This is a genomic window from Streptomyces griseorubiginosus (assembly GCF_036345115.1).
Lineage (GTDB): Bacteria > Actinomycetota > Actinomycetes > Streptomycetales > Streptomycetaceae > Streptomyces > Streptomyces griseorubiginosus_C.
Window position 1 is genome coordinate 3,922,802 of the sequence record NZ_CP107766.1, and the last position, 15,302, is coordinate 3,938,103.

Annotated in this window: 14 protein-coding genes; 2 read left to right on the forward strand and 12 right to left on the reverse strand. The window is 68.9% G+C overall.

Features of this window, described 5'->3' with window-relative positions; genetic code table 11:
• From nuoL to OHN19_RS17625, 12 genes are read right to left on the reverse strand one after another with little or no spacing between them, the layout of a single operon-like run.
• Positions 1 to 1,965: an NADH-quinone oxidoreductase subunit L gene (gene nuoL / locus OHN19_RS17570; protein WP_330265087.1), complete on the reverse strand. Its 1,965-nt coding sequence runs from the start codon at positions 1,963 to 1,965 to the stop codon at positions 1 to 3.
• Positions 1,966 to 1,979: 14 nt separating this feature from the next.
• Entirely contained in the window at positions 1,980 to 2,279 is a 300-nt protein-coding gene (gene nuoK, locus OHN19_RS17575) for an NADH-quinone oxidoreductase subunit NuoK (RefSeq protein WP_003974374.1), read from the reverse strand.
• Positions 2,276 to 3,118 (reverse strand): NADH-quinone oxidoreductase subunit J, encoded by an 843-nt coding sequence (locus tag OHN19_RS17580; protein WP_123762433.1) that lies wholly within the window; start codon positions 3,116 to 3,118, stop codon positions 2,276 to 2,278. Before OHN19_RS17580 ends, nuoK begins: the two co-directional genes overlap by 4 nt.
• A complete protein-coding gene (gene nuoI / locus OHN19_RS17585; protein ID WP_037720707.1) occupies positions 3,115 to 3,756 on the reverse strand; it encodes an NADH-quinone oxidoreductase subunit NuoI in 642 nt (213 codons plus the stop codon). Before nuoI ends, OHN19_RS17580 begins: the two co-directional genes overlap by 4 nt.
• Positions 3,749 to 5,116 (reverse strand): NADH-quinone oxidoreductase subunit NuoH, encoded by a 1,368-nt coding sequence (nuoH, locus tag OHN19_RS17590; RefSeq protein WP_330265088.1) that lies wholly within the window; start codon positions 5,114 to 5,116, stop codon positions 3,749 to 3,751. Before nuoH ends, nuoI begins: the two co-directional genes overlap by 8 nt.
• Positions 5,113 to 7,617: an NADH-quinone oxidoreductase subunit G gene (locus OHN19_RS17595; protein ID WP_330265089.1), complete on the reverse strand. Its 2,505-nt coding sequence runs from the start codon at positions 7,615 to 7,617 to the stop codon at positions 5,113 to 5,115. Before OHN19_RS17595 ends, nuoH begins: the two co-directional genes overlap by 4 nt.
• Positions 7,614 to 8,963, reverse strand: a complete 1,350-nt coding sequence (gene nuoF / locus OHN19_RS17600; protein ID WP_123762430.1) for an NADH-quinone oxidoreductase subunit NuoF — start codon at positions 8,961 to 8,963, stop codon at positions 7,614 to 7,616. Before nuoF ends, OHN19_RS17595 begins: the two co-directional genes overlap by 4 nt.
• Positions 8,963 to 9,844 (reverse strand): NADH-quinone oxidoreductase subunit NuoE, encoded by an 882-nt coding sequence (gene nuoE / locus OHN19_RS17605; protein ID WP_330265090.1) that lies wholly within the window; start codon positions 9,842 to 9,844, stop codon positions 8,963 to 8,965. Before nuoE ends, nuoF begins: the two co-directional genes overlap by 1 nt.
• Positions 9,841 to 11,163: an NADH-quinone oxidoreductase subunit D gene (locus OHN19_RS17610; RefSeq protein ID WP_330265091.1), complete on the reverse strand. Its 1,323-nt coding sequence runs from the start codon at positions 11,161 to 11,163 to the stop codon at positions 9,841 to 9,843. The genes nuoE and OHN19_RS17610 overlap by 4 nt, the downstream gene beginning before the upstream one ends.
• Positions 11,160 to 11,918: an NADH-quinone oxidoreductase subunit C gene (locus tag OHN19_RS17615; protein WP_330265092.1), complete on the reverse strand. Its 759-nt coding sequence runs from the start codon at positions 11,916 to 11,918 to the stop codon at positions 11,160 to 11,162. Before OHN19_RS17615 ends, OHN19_RS17610 begins: the two co-directional genes overlap by 4 nt.
• Positions 11,915 to 12,469: a NuoB/complex I 20 kDa subunit family protein gene (locus tag OHN19_RS17620; protein WP_003998928.1), complete on the reverse strand. Its 555-nt coding sequence runs from the start codon at positions 12,467 to 12,469 to the stop codon at positions 11,915 to 11,917. Before OHN19_RS17620 ends, OHN19_RS17615 begins: the two co-directional genes overlap by 4 nt.
• Before the next feature lie 14 nt (positions 12,470 to 12,483).
• Positions 12,484 to 12,843: an NADH-quinone oxidoreductase subunit A gene (locus OHN19_RS17625; RefSeq protein ID WP_007383963.1), complete on the reverse strand. Its 360-nt coding sequence runs from the start codon at positions 12,841 to 12,843 to the stop codon at positions 12,484 to 12,486.
• 733 nt (positions 12,844 to 13,576) lie between these two features.
• On the opposite strand from OHN19_RS17625, the gene OHN19_RS17630 reads away from it, so the two are divergent.
• Positions 13,577 to 14,383, forward strand: coding sequence for a C40 family peptidase (locus OHN19_RS17630; protein ID WP_330265093.1), 807 nt, complete (start codon positions 13,577 to 13,579; stop codon positions 14,381 to 14,383).
• A 173-nt stretch (positions 14,384 to 14,556) separates the two neighbouring features.
• Positions 14,557 to 15,234, forward strand: a complete 678-nt coding sequence (gene def / locus OHN19_RS17635; protein ID WP_330265094.1) for a peptide deformylase — start codon at positions 14,557 to 14,559, stop codon at positions 15,232 to 15,234.
• The last annotated feature ends 68 nt before the right edge of the window (positions 15,235 to 15,302 follow it).

The window sequence follows — 15,302 nt, forward strand, 5'->3', positions numbered from 1 at the left end:
TCAGACCGCCCTCATCAGCAGGGTCGCGGCGACGAGGATCGCCGCGCCGCCGAACATCGAGACCGCGTACGACCGCGCGAAGCCGTTCTGCAGCTTGCGCATTCGCCCGGAGAGGCCGCCGACCGAGGCCGCCGTGCCGTTGACGACTCCGTCGACCAGGGTGTGGTCGACGTAGACCAGGGACCGCGTGAGGTGCTCCCCGCCGCGGACCAGGACCACGTGGTTGAAGTCGTCCTGGAGCAGGTCGCGGCGGGCGGCCCGGGTGAGCAGCGATCCGCGCGGGGCGACGACCGGGACCGGGCGCCTGCCGTACTGGAGCCAGGCGATCGCGACGCCGATGACCATCACGGTCACCGTGGCCGCCGTGACGGTGGCCGCGCTGATCGGGGCGTCTCCGTGGCTGTGTCCGGTGACGGGCTCCAGCCAGTGCAGGAAGCGGTCGCCGATGCTGAAGAAGCCGCCCGCGAAGACCGATCCGAAGGCCAGCACGATCATGGGGATCGTCATGGACCTGGGGGACTCGTGCGGGTGGGGTTCGGCGTGCGCGCCGTGGTGCTCGGCGGCGGGCTCGGCGCTGGGGGCCTCCGGGGAGCGGGTCGCCTGGTGCTTCCAGCGCTCCTCCCCGAAGAACGTCATCAGCATCACGCGCGTCATGTAGAAGGCGGTGATGGCCGCGCCCAGCAGGGCACAGGCGCCGAGGATCCAGCCCTCGGTGCCGCCCTTGGCGAAGGCCGCCTCGATGATCTTGTCCTTGGAGAAGAAGCCGGACAGGCCCGGGAAGCCGATGATGGCCAGGTAGCCGAGGCCGAACGTCACGAAGGTGACCGGCATGTACTTGCGGAGGCCGCCGTACTTGCGCATGTCGACCTCGTCGTTCATGCCGTGCATGACCGAACCGGCGCCGAGGAAGAGCCCGGCCTTGAAGAAGCCGTGCGTCACCAGGTGCATGATCGCGAAGACGTAGCCGATGGGGCCGAGGCCCGCGGCGAGGACCATGTAGCCGATCTGCGACATCGTCGAGCCGGCGAGGGCCTTCTTGATGTCGTCCTTCGCGCAACCGACGATCGCACCGAAGAGGAGCGTGACCGCGCCGACGATGGTGACGACCAGCTGGGCGTCCGGGGCGAGGTTGAAGATGTTGGCGGAGCGGACGATCAGGTAGACGCCCGCGGTCACCATGGTCGCCGCGTGGATGAGGGCCGAGACCGGGGTCGGGCCCTCCATCGCGTCCCCGAGCCAGGACTGGAGCGGCACCTGGGCGGACTTGCCGCAGGCGGCGAGCAGCAGCATCAGGGCGATGCCGGTGAGCGTCGCCTCGGAGGCGCCGGTGACGAGTCCGGGCTCCTCGTGGCTGCCGAGGACCGGGCCGAAGGCGAAGGTGCCGAAGGTCGTGAACATCAGCATGATCGCGATCGACAGGCCCATGTCGCCGACGCGGTTGACCAGGAAGGCCTTCTTCGCCGCGGTGGCCGCGCTGGGCTTGTGCTGCCAGAAGCCGATCAGCAGGTAGGAGGCGAGGCCGACGCCCTCCCAGCCGACGTACAGCAGCAGGTAGTTGTCGGCGAGGACGAGCAGGAGCATCGCCGCGAGGAACAGGTTCAGATAGCCGAAGAAGCGGCGGCGCCGCTCGTCGTGCTCCATGTACCCGATCGAGTACAGGTGGATGAGCGAGCCGACGCCGGTGATCAGCAGCACGAACGTCATCGACAGCTGGTCGAGGCGGAAGGCGACGTCCGCCTGGAAGCCCTCGACCGGGATCCAGGTCCACAGGTGCTGGGTGAGCGTGCGGTGCTCGGCGTCCTTGCCGAGGAGGTCGGCGAAGAGGATGGCGCCGAAGACGAAGGAGGCGCCGGCGAGCAGGGTGCCGATCCAGTGGCCGACGGCGTCCAGCCGCCGGCCGCCGGTCAGCAGGACCGCCGCTCCGAGCAGGGGCGCCGCGATGAGCAGCGCGATCAGGTTCTCCACGATTCAGCGACCCCTTACAGCTTCATCAGGCTGGCGTCGTCGACCGAGGCCGAGTGGCGGGAACGGAACAGCGACACGATGATCGCGAGCCCGACCACGACCTCCGCGGCGGCGACGACCATCGTGAAGAAGGCGATGATCTGGCCGTCGAGATTGCCGTGCATCCGGGAGAAGGCGACGAACGCGAGGTTGCAGGCGTTGAGCATGAGCTCGATGCACATGAACACGACGATCGCGTTGCGCCTGATCAGGACGCCGGTGGCGCCGATCGTGAACAACAGGGCGGCGAGGTAGAGGTAGTTGACCGGGTTCACTTCGACGCCTCCCTCTTGAAGGTGGCCGGTTCGATCTCGGTCCGCTCCAGGCGTTCCTCCGCGCGCTGCTCCAGCGCCTTGAGGTCGTTCAGCGCCTCGGCGGACACGTCACGGATCTGGCCGCGGTCGCGCAGGGTCTTGCTGACCGTGAGCTCGGACGGGGTGCCGTCGGGCAGCAGGCCCGCGATGTCCACCGCGTTGTGCCGGGCGTAGACGCCGGGGGCGGGCAGCGGCGGGATGTGCTTGCCCTCGCGCACCCGCTTCTCGGCCATCTCGCGCTGGGTCAGGGCCCGCTCGGTGCGCTCGCGGTGGGTGAGCACCATGGCGCCGACGGCGGCCGTGATCAGCAGGGCGCCGGTGATCTCGAAGGCGAAGACGTACTTGGTGAAGATGAGGGTCGCAAGGCCCTCCACATTGCCACCGGAGTTGGCCTGGCCGAGGCCGTTGAACTGGTTGAGGGAGGCGTTGCCGATGCCGGCGAACAGCAGGATGCCGAAGCCGAGTCCGCACAGCAGGGCCAGCCAGCGCTGGCCCCTGATGGTCTCCTTGAGGGAGTCCGCCGCGGTGACGCCGACGAGCATGACGACGAACAGGAACAGCATCATGATCGCGCCGGTGTAGACGACGATCTGCACGACGCCGAGGAAGTACGCGCCGTTGGCGAGGTAGAACACCGCCAGGATGATCATGGTGCCGGCGAGACAGAGCGCGCTGTGCACGGCCTTCTTCATGAAGACGGTGCACAGGGCGCCGATCACGGCGACGGTGCCGAGGACCCAGAACTGGAAGGCCTCGCCGGTGGAGGTCGTGGAGGCGGCGAGCTGAAGGGGCGCGCTCATCGGCCGATCACCTTCTCCGACGCCGGTTCGTCCGCACCGAAGGTGGAGTCGGCCTCCTGGACCACCTCGCCCTTGGAGACGGCGACCTGCTGGACCGTGCCGGGCGCGGCCTCGGTGACCAGGCCCCGGTAGTAGTCCTGCTCGTCGGTGCCCGGGTAGATGGCGTGCGGCGAGTCGACCATGCCCTCTTCGAGACCGGCGAGCAGCTGCTCCTTGGTGAAGATGAGGTTGGCGCGGCTGGAGTCGGCCAGCTCGAACTCGTTGGTCATCGTCAGCGCGCGCGTGGGGCACGCCTCGATGCACAGCCCGCACAGGATGCAGCGGGCGTAGTTGATCTGGTAGACGCGGCCGTACCGCTCGCCGGGCGAGTAGCGCTCCTCGTCGGTGTTGTCGGCGCCCTCCACGTAGATGGCGTCGGCGGGGCAGGCCCAGGCGCACAGCTCGCAGCCGACGCACTTCTCCAGGCCGTCCGGATGGCGGTTGAGCTGGTGCCGTCCGTGGAACCGGGGAGCGGTGGTCTTCTGCTGCTCCGGGTACTGCTCGGTCAGCCGCTTCTTGAACATGGCCTTGAAGGTCACACCGAAGCCGGCGACGGGGTTCATGAAACCGGGCTTGGTCTCCTTGGGTTCCTCAGCCATCGGACGCCTCCTTTCCATCCGTAGATCCGCCGTCACTCTGAGTATCGGACCCACCACTGACAATCAGCTCCCGCTCCCGGTGGGGGCGGCGCCTGGGTACCGGCGCCACCTCCTGTCCGGGCAGCGGCGGTACGGGGAATCCACCGGCCATCGGGTCGAAGCCGACCGGTTCCGCGGTGGTTGCGGCGGCCGCCTTCGACTTCTCGCGGAACATGTCGGCGACGAACGAGAGCAGCAGCAGGACCAGGACCGCGCCGCCCACGTAGAGGGCGATGTCGGCGAAGTCGTAGTTCTCGTTGCGCAGGGTCCGCACGGTCGCGACGAGCATCAGCCAGACCACGGAGACCGGGATGAGGACCTTCCAGCCGAGCTTCATCAGCTGGTCGTAGCGGACGCGGGGGAGCGTGCCGCGCAGCCAGATGAAGAAGAACAGCAGCAGCTGCACCTTGATCACGAACCAGAGCAGCGGCCACCAGCCGTGGTTGGCGCCCTCCCAGAAGGTGGAGATGGGCCAGGGGGCCCGCCAGCCGCCGAGGAAGAGCGTGGTCGTCACGGCCGAGACCGTCACCATGTTCACGTACTCGGCGAGCATGAACATCGCGAACTTGATCGAGGAGTACTCGGTGTTGAAGCCGCCCACGAGGTCGCCCTCGGACTCCGGCATGTCGAAGGGGGCGCGGTTGGTCTCGCCGACCATGGTGATGACGTAGATGATGAAGGAGACCGGCAGCAGGATGATGTACCAGCGGTCCTGCTGGGCCTCGACGATCGCCGAGGTCGACATCGACCCGGAGTAGAGGAACACCGAGGCGAACGCGGCGCCCATGGCGATCTCGTAGGAGATCATCTGGGCGCAGGAGCGCAGACCGCCCAGGAGCGGGTACGTCGATCCGGAACTCCAGCCCGCGAGGACGATGCCGTAGATGCCGACCGAGGCGACCGCGAGGATGTAGAGCATCGCGATCGGGAGGTCGGTGAGCTGCATCGCGGTGCGGTGGCCGAAGATCGAGATCTCGTTGCCGGACGGGCCGAAGGGGATCACCGCGATCGCCATGAAGGCCGGGATGGCCGCGACGATCGGGGCGAGGACGTAGACGACCTTGTCCGCGCGCTTGACGATGACGTCTTCCTTCAGCATCAGCTTGATGCCGTCGGCGAGCGACTGGAGCATGCCCCAGGGACCGTGCCGGTTGGGCCCGATGCGCAGCTGCATCCAGGCGACGACCTTGCGCTCCCACACGATGGAGAACAGCACGGTCACCATGAGGAAGGCGAAGCAGAAGACGGCCTTGACGACGACGAGCCACCAGGGGTCGGTGCCGAACATCGAGAGGTCTTCCGCAGCGGAGTACGGGCTCATGCCTCCACCTCCTTGGGGGCTTCGGCGGCGAGGGTGGCCGGGCCGATGCGGACGAGGGAACCGGGCACCGCTCCGGCGTCGGAGGCCACTCCCCCGCCGGTCGAGTTCAGCGGGAGCCAGACCACGCGGTCGGGCATCTCGGTGACCTGGAGCGGCAGTTCGACGACTCCGGCGGAACCGGTCACGGCGAGGAGGTCGCCTTCCTTGACGCCCGCCTCGGCGGCCGTCGCGGCCGACACACGCGCGTGTGCCGCGTGCCGGGTCCCGGCGAGCGCCTCGTCGCCCTGCTGGAGGAGACCCTGGTCGAGCAACAGCCGGTGTCCGGCCAGCACGGCCTCCCCGGCGGCGGGCCGCGGCAACTGGGCCGCCGTCTCCCGGGGTTCGGTGCCGCGCGGGCCGTCCCAGGGCCCGAGCCGGTCGATCTCCGCGCGGGTGGTGCGCAGATCCGGCAGGCCCAGATGTACGTCCATGGCGTCGGCCAGCATCTGAAGCACGCGCGCGTCGGTGGGCGCGAGGCGGCGGGTCATCTGGTCGGGCTTGAGCGCGGCCTCGAAGAAGCGGACCCTGCCTTCCCAGTTGAGGAAGGTGCCGGCCTTCTCGGCGACCGCGGCCACCGGCAGGACGACGTCCGCGTGCTCGGTGACCTCACCGGGCCGCAGCTCCAGCGACACCACGAACCCGACCTCCTGGAGCGCCTCACGCGCGCGTGCCGGGTCGGGCAGGTCGGCGACCTCGACGCCGGCGACGACCAGCGCCTGGAGTTCGCCGGACATCGCGGCCTCGACGATCTGCCCGGTGTCCCGCCCGTAGCGGTGCGGGAGTTCGGCCACGCCCCAGACGGAGGCGACCTCCTCACGCGCGCGCGGGTCGGTGGCCGGACGGCCGCCCGGCAGCAGCGAGGGAAGCGCGCCCGCCTCTACGGCACCGCGCTCCCCGGCCCGCCGCGGGATCCACACCAGCTGGGCGCCGGTCGCGGAGGCGGCCCGTACGGCGGCGGTCAGGCCACCCTCCACGGCGGCGAGGCGTTCGCCGACGACGATCACCGCGCCCGCGGCACGCAGCGCCTCGGCGGCCCTGCTGCCGTCGTCGTCCAGACCGACTCCGCCGGCCAGCGCGTCCAGCCACTCGGTCTCGGTGCCGGGGGCGGCGGGCAGCAGGGTGCCGCCAGCCTTCTCCAGGCCGCGGGTGGCGTAGGTGGCGAGGGAGAAGACCTTCTGGCCGTGCTTGCGCCAGGCCTTGCGCAGCCTCAGGAAGACGCCGGGCGCCTCCTCCTCGGCCTCGAACCCGACCAGCAGGACCGCCGGGGCCTTCTCCAGCGCGGTGTACGTGACGCCCGTGCCGTCGAGGTCACGGCCGCGGCCGGCGACCCGCGCGGCCAGGAAGTCGGCCTCCTCGCTGCTGTGCACGCGCGCGCGGAAGTCGATGTCGTTGGTGTCGAGCGCCACGCGCGCGAACTTGCTGTACGCGTAGGCGTCCTCGATGGTGAGACGGCCGCCAGTGAGGACTCCGGCCCGGCCGCGCGAGGCGAGCAGGCCCTGGGCCGCGATCTGGAGCGCCTCCGGCCAGGAGGCCGGCACCAGCTCACCCTCGGGGTTACGGATCAGCGGGTGCTCCAGGCGGTCGCGCTGCTGCGCGTACCGGAACGCGAAGCGCCCCTTGTCGCAGATCCACTCCTCGTTGACCTCGGGGTCGTTGGCCGCGAGCTTGCGCATGACCTTGCCGCGCCGGTGGTCGGTGCGGGTGGCGCAGCCGCCGGAGCAGTGCTCGCACACGCTCGGGGAGGACACCAGGTCGAAGGGGCGGGAACGGAACCGGTACGCCGCCGAGGTGAGCGCGCCGACCGGGCAGATCTGGATGGTGTTGCCGGAGAAGTACGACTCGAACGGGTCGCCCTCGCCGGTGCCGACCTGCTGGAGCGCGCCCCGCTCGATCAGCTCGATCATGGGGTCGCCCGCGACCTGGTTGGAGAAGCGGGTGCAGCGGGCGCACAGCACGCACCGCTCGCGGTCGAGCAGCACCTGGGTGGAGATCGGCACGGGCTTCTCGTAGGTGCGCTTCTTGCCCTCGAAGCGGGACTCGGCCTGCCCGTGGGACATCGCCTGGTTCTGCAGGGGGCACTCGCCGCCCTTGTCGCAGACCGGGCAGTCCAGCGGGTGGTTGATGAGGAGGAGCTCCATCACACCGTGCTGGGCCTTCTCGGCGACCGGCGAGGTGAGGTGGGTCTTCACCACCATCCCGTCGGTGCAGGTGATGGTGCAGGAGGCCATCGGCTTGCGCTGGCCCTCGACCTCGACGATGCACTGGCGGCAGGCGCCGGCCGGGTCGAGGAGGGGGTGGTCGCAGAACCGGGGGATCTCGATGCCGAGCTGTTCGGCGGCCCGGATGACCAGGGTGCCCTTGGGCACGCTGATCTCGGCGCCGTCGATCGTCAGCGAGACGAGATCCTCCGGCGGGACCGCCGCCTCTCCCCCACCGGAGGGAGCGTTGGTGGTCACGGTCATGCGTTCACCTCCGTGCGGGAGTCGGCCCAGACCGTCGACTTGGCCGGGTCGAAGGGGCAGCCACGGCCCGTGATGTGCTGCTCGTACTCCTCGCGGAAGTACTTCAGCGAGGAGAAGATCGGCGAGGCGGCACCGTCGCCGAGGGCGCAGAACGACTTGCCGTTGATGTTGTCGGCGATGTCGTTGAGCTTGTCGAGGTCGGACATGACGCCCTTGCCGGCCTCGATGTCGCGCAGCAACTGCACGAGCCAGTACGTGCCTTCGCGGCAGGGGGTGCACTTGCCGCAGGACTCGTGGGCGTAGAACTCGGTCCAGCGGGTGACGGCGCGGACCACGCAGGTCGTCTCGTCGAAGCACTGGAGTGCCTTGGTGCCGAGCATCGATCCGGCGGCGCCGACGCCCTCGTAGTCGAGGGGGACGTCGAGGTGCTCGTCGGTGAACATCGGGGTCGAAGAACCGCCCGGCGTCCAGAACTTCAGCCGGTGCCCGGGCCGCATGCCGCCGCTCATCTCCAGCAGCTGGCGGAGCGTGATGCCGAGCGGGGCCTCGTACTGGCCGGGGCTCGCGACATGGCCGCTGAGCGAGTACAGCGTGAAGCCCGGGGACTTCTCGCTGCCCATCGACCTGAACCAGTCCTTCCCCCTTTGGAGGATCGCGGGAACCGACGCGATCGACTCCACGTTATTCACAACAGTCGGGCAGGCGTAGAGGCCTGCGACCGCAGGGAAAGGGGGACGGAGCCGCGGTTGACCACGGCGGCCTTCGAGCGAGTCGAGCAGTGCGGTCTCCTCACCGCAGATGTACGCGCCCGCGCCCGCGTGCACGGTGATGTCGAGATCGAGGCCGCTGCCCAGGATGTTCTGTCCGAGGTAGCCGGCCGCGTAGGCCTCGCTCACGGCCGAGTGCAACCGCCGCAGCACAGGGACGACTTCACCACGCAGATAGATGAAGGCATGCGAAGACCTGATGGCGTAACACGCGATGATCATGCCCTCGATGAGGCTGTGCGGGTTCGCGAAGAGGAGCGGGATGTCCTTGCAGGTCCCGGGCTCCGACTCGTCGGCGTTGACAACCAGATAGTGCGGCTTTCCGTCTCCCTGCGGAATGAACTGCCATTTCATTCCGGTGGGGAATCCCGCGCCGCCGCGACCGCGCAGACCGGAGTCCTTGACGTACGCGATCAGGTCGTCCGGTGACATCGCGAGCGCCTTGCGGAGCCCCTCGTATCCCTCGTGCCTCTTGTAGACGTCCAGCGTCCAGGACTTGTCCTCGTCCCAGAAGGCCGACAACACGGGTGCGAGCAGCTTCTCGGGGCTGTTGTTCTTGAGTTCGGGTGCCAAGGTCATCACTCCCCCTCCTCGGCGGCGGGCCCGGCCGGGTGGGCCGGGTCGGAGGCCGACGTGTCCTGTGGCGCGTCGTGTGAGCTCAGGTGCTCCGTCGGGGACGGCTCATGGACGCCCCGGTCCTGCGGCGAACCGTCGCGGTCCTGCGATGCTCCTTCGCGCGGATGGACCACACGCGCGGGTGCGGCCTCTCCCCTGGCCAGGCGGAGACCCACCAGCGACGCGGGTCCCGCTCCGCCGGTCGCCTCCACCGCTCCGGCCCGCTCGTCGGGGAAGCCGGCGAGGATCCGCGCGGTCTCCTTGAACGTGCACAGCGGCGCCCCGCGCGTGGGCTCGACCGGACGCCCCGCGCGCAGGTCGTCGACCATGCGCTTCGCGCTCGCCGGGGTCTGGTTGTCGAAGAACTCCCAGTTGACCATCACCACCGGCGCGAAGTCGCAGGCCGCGTTGCACTCGATGTGCTCCAGGGTGACCTTGCCGTCGTCGGTGGTCTCGCCGTTGCCGACGCCCAGGTGCTCCTGGAGCTCGGCGAAGATCGCGTCGCCGCCCATCACCGCGCAGAGGGTGTTGGTGCAGACGCCCACCTGGTAGTCGCCCGAGGGCCTGCGCCGGTACATGGTGTAAAAGGTGGCGACCGCGGTGACCTCGGCCGTGGTCAGCTCCAGCACGTCCGCGCAGAACTGCATCCCGGTGCGCGTGACATGGCCCTCCTCCGACTGCACGAGATGCAGCAACGGCAGCAGGGCCGAGCGGGAGTCCGGGTAGCGGGCGATGATCTCGCGCGCGTCCGCCTCCAGCCGGGCTCGGACGTCGTCCGGGTAAGCGGGTGCGGGCAGTTCGGGCATGCCCAGGCTGACGCCCCGCTCGGAAGAACTCGTGGTCACCGGTCGACGCCTCCCATCACGGGGTCGATGGACGCGACGGCGACGATGACGTCGGCGACCTGGCCGCCCTCGCACATCGCCGCCATGGCCTGAAGGTTGGTGAAGGACGGATCGCGGAAGTGGACCCGGAAGGGGCGGGTGCCGCCGTCGGACACGGCGTGCACCCCGAGTTCGCCCTTGGGCGACTCGACGGCCGCGTACGCCTGCCCCGGCGGGACCCGGAAGCCCTCGGTGACCAGCTTGAAGTGGTGGATCAGGGCCTCCATGGAGGTGCCCATGATCTTCTTGATGTGGTCGAGGGAGTTGCCGAGCCCGTCGGGGCCCAGGGCGAGCTGGGCGGGCCAGGCGATCTTCTTGTCGGCGACCATGACCGGTCCCGGCTGGAGCCGGTCCAGGCACTGCTCGATGATCCTGAGCGACTGGCGCATCTCCTCCAGGCGGATCAGGAAGCGCCCGTAGGAGTCGCAGGTGTCGGCGGTCGGGATGTCGAAGTCGTAGGTCTCGTAGCCGCTGTAGGGCTGGGCCTTGCGCAGGTCGTGCGGCAGGCCGGTGGAGCGCAGGATGGGGCCGGTGGCTCCGAGGGCCATGCAGCCGGCGAGGTCCAGGTAGCCGACGTCCTGCATACGGGCCTTGAAGATGGGGTTCCCGGTGGCGAGCTTGTCGTACTCCGGGAGGTTCTTCTTCATCTTCTTCACGAACTCGCGGATGTGGTCCACCGCGCCGGGCGGCAGGTCCTGCGCGAGTCCGCCGGGGCGGATGTACGCGTGGTTCATCCGCAGGCCCGTGATGAGCTCGTAGATGTCGAGAATCATTTCACGATCACGGAATCCGTAGATCATGATCGTGGTGGCGCCGAGTTCCATGCCGCCGGTGGCGATGCACACCAGGTGCGAGGAGAGCCGGTTCAGCTCCATCAGGAGCACCCGGATGATCTCCGCGCGGTCGGGGATCTGGTCCTCGATGCCGAGGAGCTTCTCGACGGCGAGGCAGTAGGCGGTCTCGTTGAAGAAGGACGTCAGGTAGTCCATGCGCGTCACGAACGTGGTGCCCTGCGTCCACGTGCGGAACTCGAGGTTCTTCTCGATGCCGGTGTGCAGGTAGCCGATGCCGCAGCGGGCCTCGGTGACCGTCTCGCCGTCGATCTCCAGGATCAGGCGGAGCACTCCGTGGGTGGAGGGGTGCTGGGGGCCCATGTTGAGGACGATGCGCTCGTCGTCGGCGCGGGCCGCGGCCTGGACGATCTCGTCCCAGTCGCCGCCGGTGACCGTGTAGACGGTGCCCTCTGTGGTCTCCCGAGGGGAGGCATGCGAAGTGCTCACGAGTACGACCTCCGCTGGTCCGGAGCCGGGATCTGGGCGCCCTTGTACTCGACGGGGATGCCGCCGAGGGGATAGTCCTTGCGCTGCGGGTGGCCCTGCCAGTCGTCCGGCATCATGATCCGGGTCAGGGCCGGGTGACCGTCGAAGACGATCCCGAAGAAGTCGTAGGTCTCGCGCTCGTGCCAGTCGTTGGTCGGATACACCGAGACCAGCGACGGGATGTGCGGGTCGGCGTCGGGGGCGCTGACCTCCAGGCGGATCAGCCGGTTGTGGGTGATCGAGCGCAGGTGGTAGACGGCGTGCAGCTCGCGGCCCTTGTCGTGGAGGTAGTGGACCCCGCTGACGCCGGTGCAGAGCTCGAAGCGCAGGGCCGGGTCGTCGCGCAGGGTCTGTGCGACGCGCAACAGGTGCTCGCGCTCGATGTGGAAGGTGAGCTCGCCGCGGTCGACGACCGTCTTCTCGATGGCGTTGTCCGGGAGCAGTCCCTGCTCCTCCAGGGCGCCCTCCAGTTCGTCGGCGACCTCGTCGAACCAGCCGCCGTAGGGGCGGGCGGCCGCCCCCGGGAGCCTGATCGAGCGGACCAGGCCGCCGTAGCCGGAGGTGTCGCCGCCGTTGTTGGCGCCGAACATGCCGCGCTGGACGCGGATCTCCTCGCCGCCCTCGCCGCGCTGGCCGGGGAGGTTGGAGGCGCCGAGGTCCTTCTCGGGGTTCACCCCGTTCGAGGCACCGTTGCCCGTGCCGTTCGCGTCGCTCACCGCAGCAGCCCCTTCATCTCGATCGTGGGCAGGGCCTTGAGCGCCGCCTCCTCGGCCTCGCGGGCCGCCTCCTCGGCGTTCACGCCGAGCTTGGAGGTCTGGATCTTCTGGTGGAGCTTGAGGATCGCGTCCATCAGCATCTCGGGCCGTGGCGGGCAGCCGGGCAGATAGATGTCGACCGGCACGATGTGGTCGACGCCCTGCACGATCGCGTAGTTGTTGAACATGCCGCCCGAGGAGGCGCAGACCCCCATGGAGATGACCCACTTGGGGTTCGGCATCTGGTCGTAGACCTGCCGGAGCACCGGGGCCATCTTCTGGCTGACCCGGCCGGCGACGATCATGAGGTCGGCCTGGCGGGGTGAGCCGCGGAAGACCTCCATGCCGAAGCGGGCCAGGTCGTAGCGTCCGGCGCCCGTGGTCATCATCTCGATGGCACAGCAGGCCAGTCCGAAGGTGGCCGGGAAGACGGACGCCTTGCGCACCCAGCCCGCGGCCTGCTCGACGGTGGTCAGCAGGAAACCGCTCGGCAGCTTTTCTTCGAGTCCCATGAGTTAAAGGCCCCTCAGTCCCATTCCAGGCCGCCGCGCCGCCATACGTACGCGTACGCGACGAAGACGGTGAGCACGAAGAGCAGCATCTCCACGAGCCCGAAAACACCCAGGGCGTCGAAGGTGACGGCCCAGGGGTAGAGGAAGACGATCTCGATGTCGAAGACGATGAAGAGCATCGCCGTCAGGTAGTACTTGATGGGGAAGCGCCCGCCGCCGGCCGGCGTGGGGGTCGGCTCGATGCCGCACTCGTAGGCCTCGAGCTTGGCCCGGTTGTACCGCTTCGGACCGATCAGCGTGGCCATGACCACGGAGAAGATCGCAAAGCCTGCCCCGAGGGCTCCCAGTACGAGGATGGGCGCATAGGCGTTCACCGCTCCTCGCTCCTCTCAGTCGGCACTGACTGCTGGCGATGGCATCGGACTACACCCGACTCATACGTCCCTCTGACCTCCGTCCGTCCCGACGAAGATCGCGAACATGTGAAGCAGGTCACAAGCCCAACTGACCCGCATCCTATGCCCGCCGGTCTGTGATCTGCGACACGGGGTATTGCACAAGCTTTGTGATCTCCACCACCTGACGAACGATCATGAAGGCGGATCAGCGGTGATCTTCATACGAGAAGCGCCCGAGTGATCACCAGAGGTGACATTCTCGCTAGTCGGCGCAGGTCGGGAGAGGCGTCTCCATATCAAGAGAGTTCCGCTGCATGCAAATTGGTGCTGGACGTGAGCGCTTGATAGAGGACCGCGTTCACACATCAGAGGGAGCCGCTAGGACGGATGTGGACGCGTGCACACATTCACGAGCGGCTGCCGTGTCCGGACGCAGCCCTCCCCGTAACCGTTGCGTGACCTCTGCCACATCCATGAGAGGCGCATAAGAAGGGGGCTTGGCCAACGGCCGCAACGGATGCTAGATGCGGGTCAATTCGGGCGTAACAACGAAAGCCCATGATCACAGGCATGATCACGTGCGCCCGCAATGTCCGTTACGGCGTCAATAAAGAGCCGCACACCAGGGATTCGGGCCGCCGATTGAACAACTGTGGCGCAGCACACGTTTCTTGAAGGTATGGAGGAGCCCCTGATACCAGTTGTTCCCATGTCCCACACCGCTCACATACGCAGCCACCGGAAACCCCGCCGCAGCGCGACGACTTCGATCGCCGTGCGTGCCGGAGTCGCCGGTGGCGTTCTCAGCATGGCAGCGGCGGGCGCGTCGGCTTCGGCGTTCGCCGCCGAGTCGACGACGCAGACCCTCGAACTGCCCACCCTCTCGGCCGACCTGGGCAGCCAGGTGGCCGAGTCCGCCGACGCCATGCAGCAGGCGGCCGCCAACTTCCAGCTGCAGGCCGAGCGTGACGCCGCCGCGGCGAGCGCCGCCAAGCAGGCCAAGGCGGACCTCGCGGAGGCCAAGAAGAAGGCTGAGGCCAAGAAGAAGGCCGAGGAGGCCCGCAGGGCCGCCGCGGAGGAGGCCGCGTCCCGCAGCACCGAGCGGGCCACCCTGTCCGCCTCGGCGGGCGCCAGTGTCTCCACGAGCTCGTCCACGGCGACCGGTTCGGCCGCCGCGGTCATCGCCTTCGTGAAGGCACAGATCGGTGACGCGTACGTCTCCGGCGGCACCGGCCCCAGCTCCTGGGACTGCTCCGGTCTCGTCCAGACCGCCTTCAAGCAGGTGGGCATCGACCTGCCGCGCGTCTCGCAGGACCAGTCGACGGCCGGCACCCAGGTCTCGCTGAGCAACCTTCAGCCGGGCGACATCCTGTACTGGGGCAGCGCGGGCAGCGCGTACCACGTGGCGGTGTACGTCGGTGACGGCATGTTCGTCGGCGCGCAGAACCCCTCGACGGGGGTCGCCGAGAAGCCGATGTCCTACGACCCGCCGACCGGCGCGGTGCGGGTGCTCTGACACCGGGACACCCGGGGACATTTGGGTCACCGGGACAGCATGAACGCATGGAAGGGCCGCAGCCGCTCGGGGGTTGCGGCCCTTTCCGTTTCCTGTCCGGGGTTGGATGGGTTCGGCAGTCCACATCTGCCGTCCACATCCGCACCCCCCCTCACGGGACAGGAGACATCACCATGCCCAGTGTGTTCGTACAAGGCAGGCCCGCCGACTCGTATCCGCCGCTCGCACCCGAGGCCCGGCGCGGGAAGGTCCGGCGCATCACCGAGGTCGGCGAGGAGATCCTGCACAAGCCGTGCCGGGACGTGACCGAGTTCGGGCCCGACCTCGCCGCGCTGATCGACGACATGTTCCTCACGATGTACGTCGCGGACGGGGCCGGGCTCGCGGCCAACCAAGTCGACGTCGACTTGCGGCTGTTCGTGTACGACTGCCCCGACGACGATGGTGTCCGACATGTCGGGCACATCGTGAACCCGGTCCTCGACCCGCTCGCCCCGTCCGGGCGCAGGCTGCTCGACGACGGCGAGGGGTGCCTGTCGGTGCCGGGCGCCGTGATGGACGTACCGCGGCCGGACCGGGCCGTGGTGCGGGGGTTCGACAAGGACGGTGCGGCGCTCGTGATCGAGGGGACCGGGTACTTCGCTCGGTGCCTGGCGCACGAGACCGACCATGTGAACGGGCACGTGTATCTGGACCGGCTGTCCCGGCGGGAGCGCAGGCAGGCGCTCGGGCAGGTGGCGGACCGGCGGGACGAGGTGTTCGCCCGCCGGGCGGCCAACGTCGAGGCGCTGCGGGGCGGTCAGGGCCGGTCCGGAGCGCCTCGCGGCGGTCGGGGCACGTTCAGCGCCTGAGTGAGCGGATCAGGGCCCACACCGAGACCGTGATGAGGATGACGAAGAGCGGTAACGCGACTCCTGCG

Excerpts from the sequence above, each read along its gene's own strand:
- OHN19_RS17580 (WP_123762433.1), bottom strand. The coding sequence starts at position 3,118 with ATGAGCGCGCCCCTTCAGCTCGCCGCCTCCACGACCTCCACCGGCGAG.
- nuoI (WP_037720707.1), bottom strand. The coding sequence starts at position 3,756 with ATGGCTGAGGAACCCAAGGAGACCAAGCCCGGTTTCATGAACCCCGTC.
- nuoH (WP_330265088.1), bottom strand. The coding sequence starts at position 5,116 with ATGAGCCCGTACTCCGCTGCGGAAGACCTCTCGATGTTCGGCACCGAC.
- OHN19_RS17595 (WP_330265089.1), bottom strand. The coding sequence starts at position 7,617 with ATGACCGTGACCACCAACGCTCCCTCCGGTGGGGGAGAGGCGGCGGTC.
- nuoF (WP_123762430.1), bottom strand. The coding sequence starts at position 8,963 with ATGACCTTGGCACCCGAACTCAAGAACAACAGCCCCGAGAAGCTGCTC.
- OHN19_RS17620 (WP_003998928.1), bottom strand. The coding sequence starts at position 12,469 with ATGGGACTCGAAGAAAAGCTGCCGAGCGGTTTCCTGCTGACCACCGTC.
- OHN19_RS17630 (WP_330265093.1), top strand. The coding sequence starts at position 13,577 with ATGTCCCACACCGCTCACATACGCAGCCACCGGAAACCCCGCCGCAGC.
- def (WP_330265094.1), top strand. The coding sequence starts at position 14,557 with ATGCCCAGTGTGTTCGTACAAGGCAGGCCCGCCGACTCGTATCCGCCG.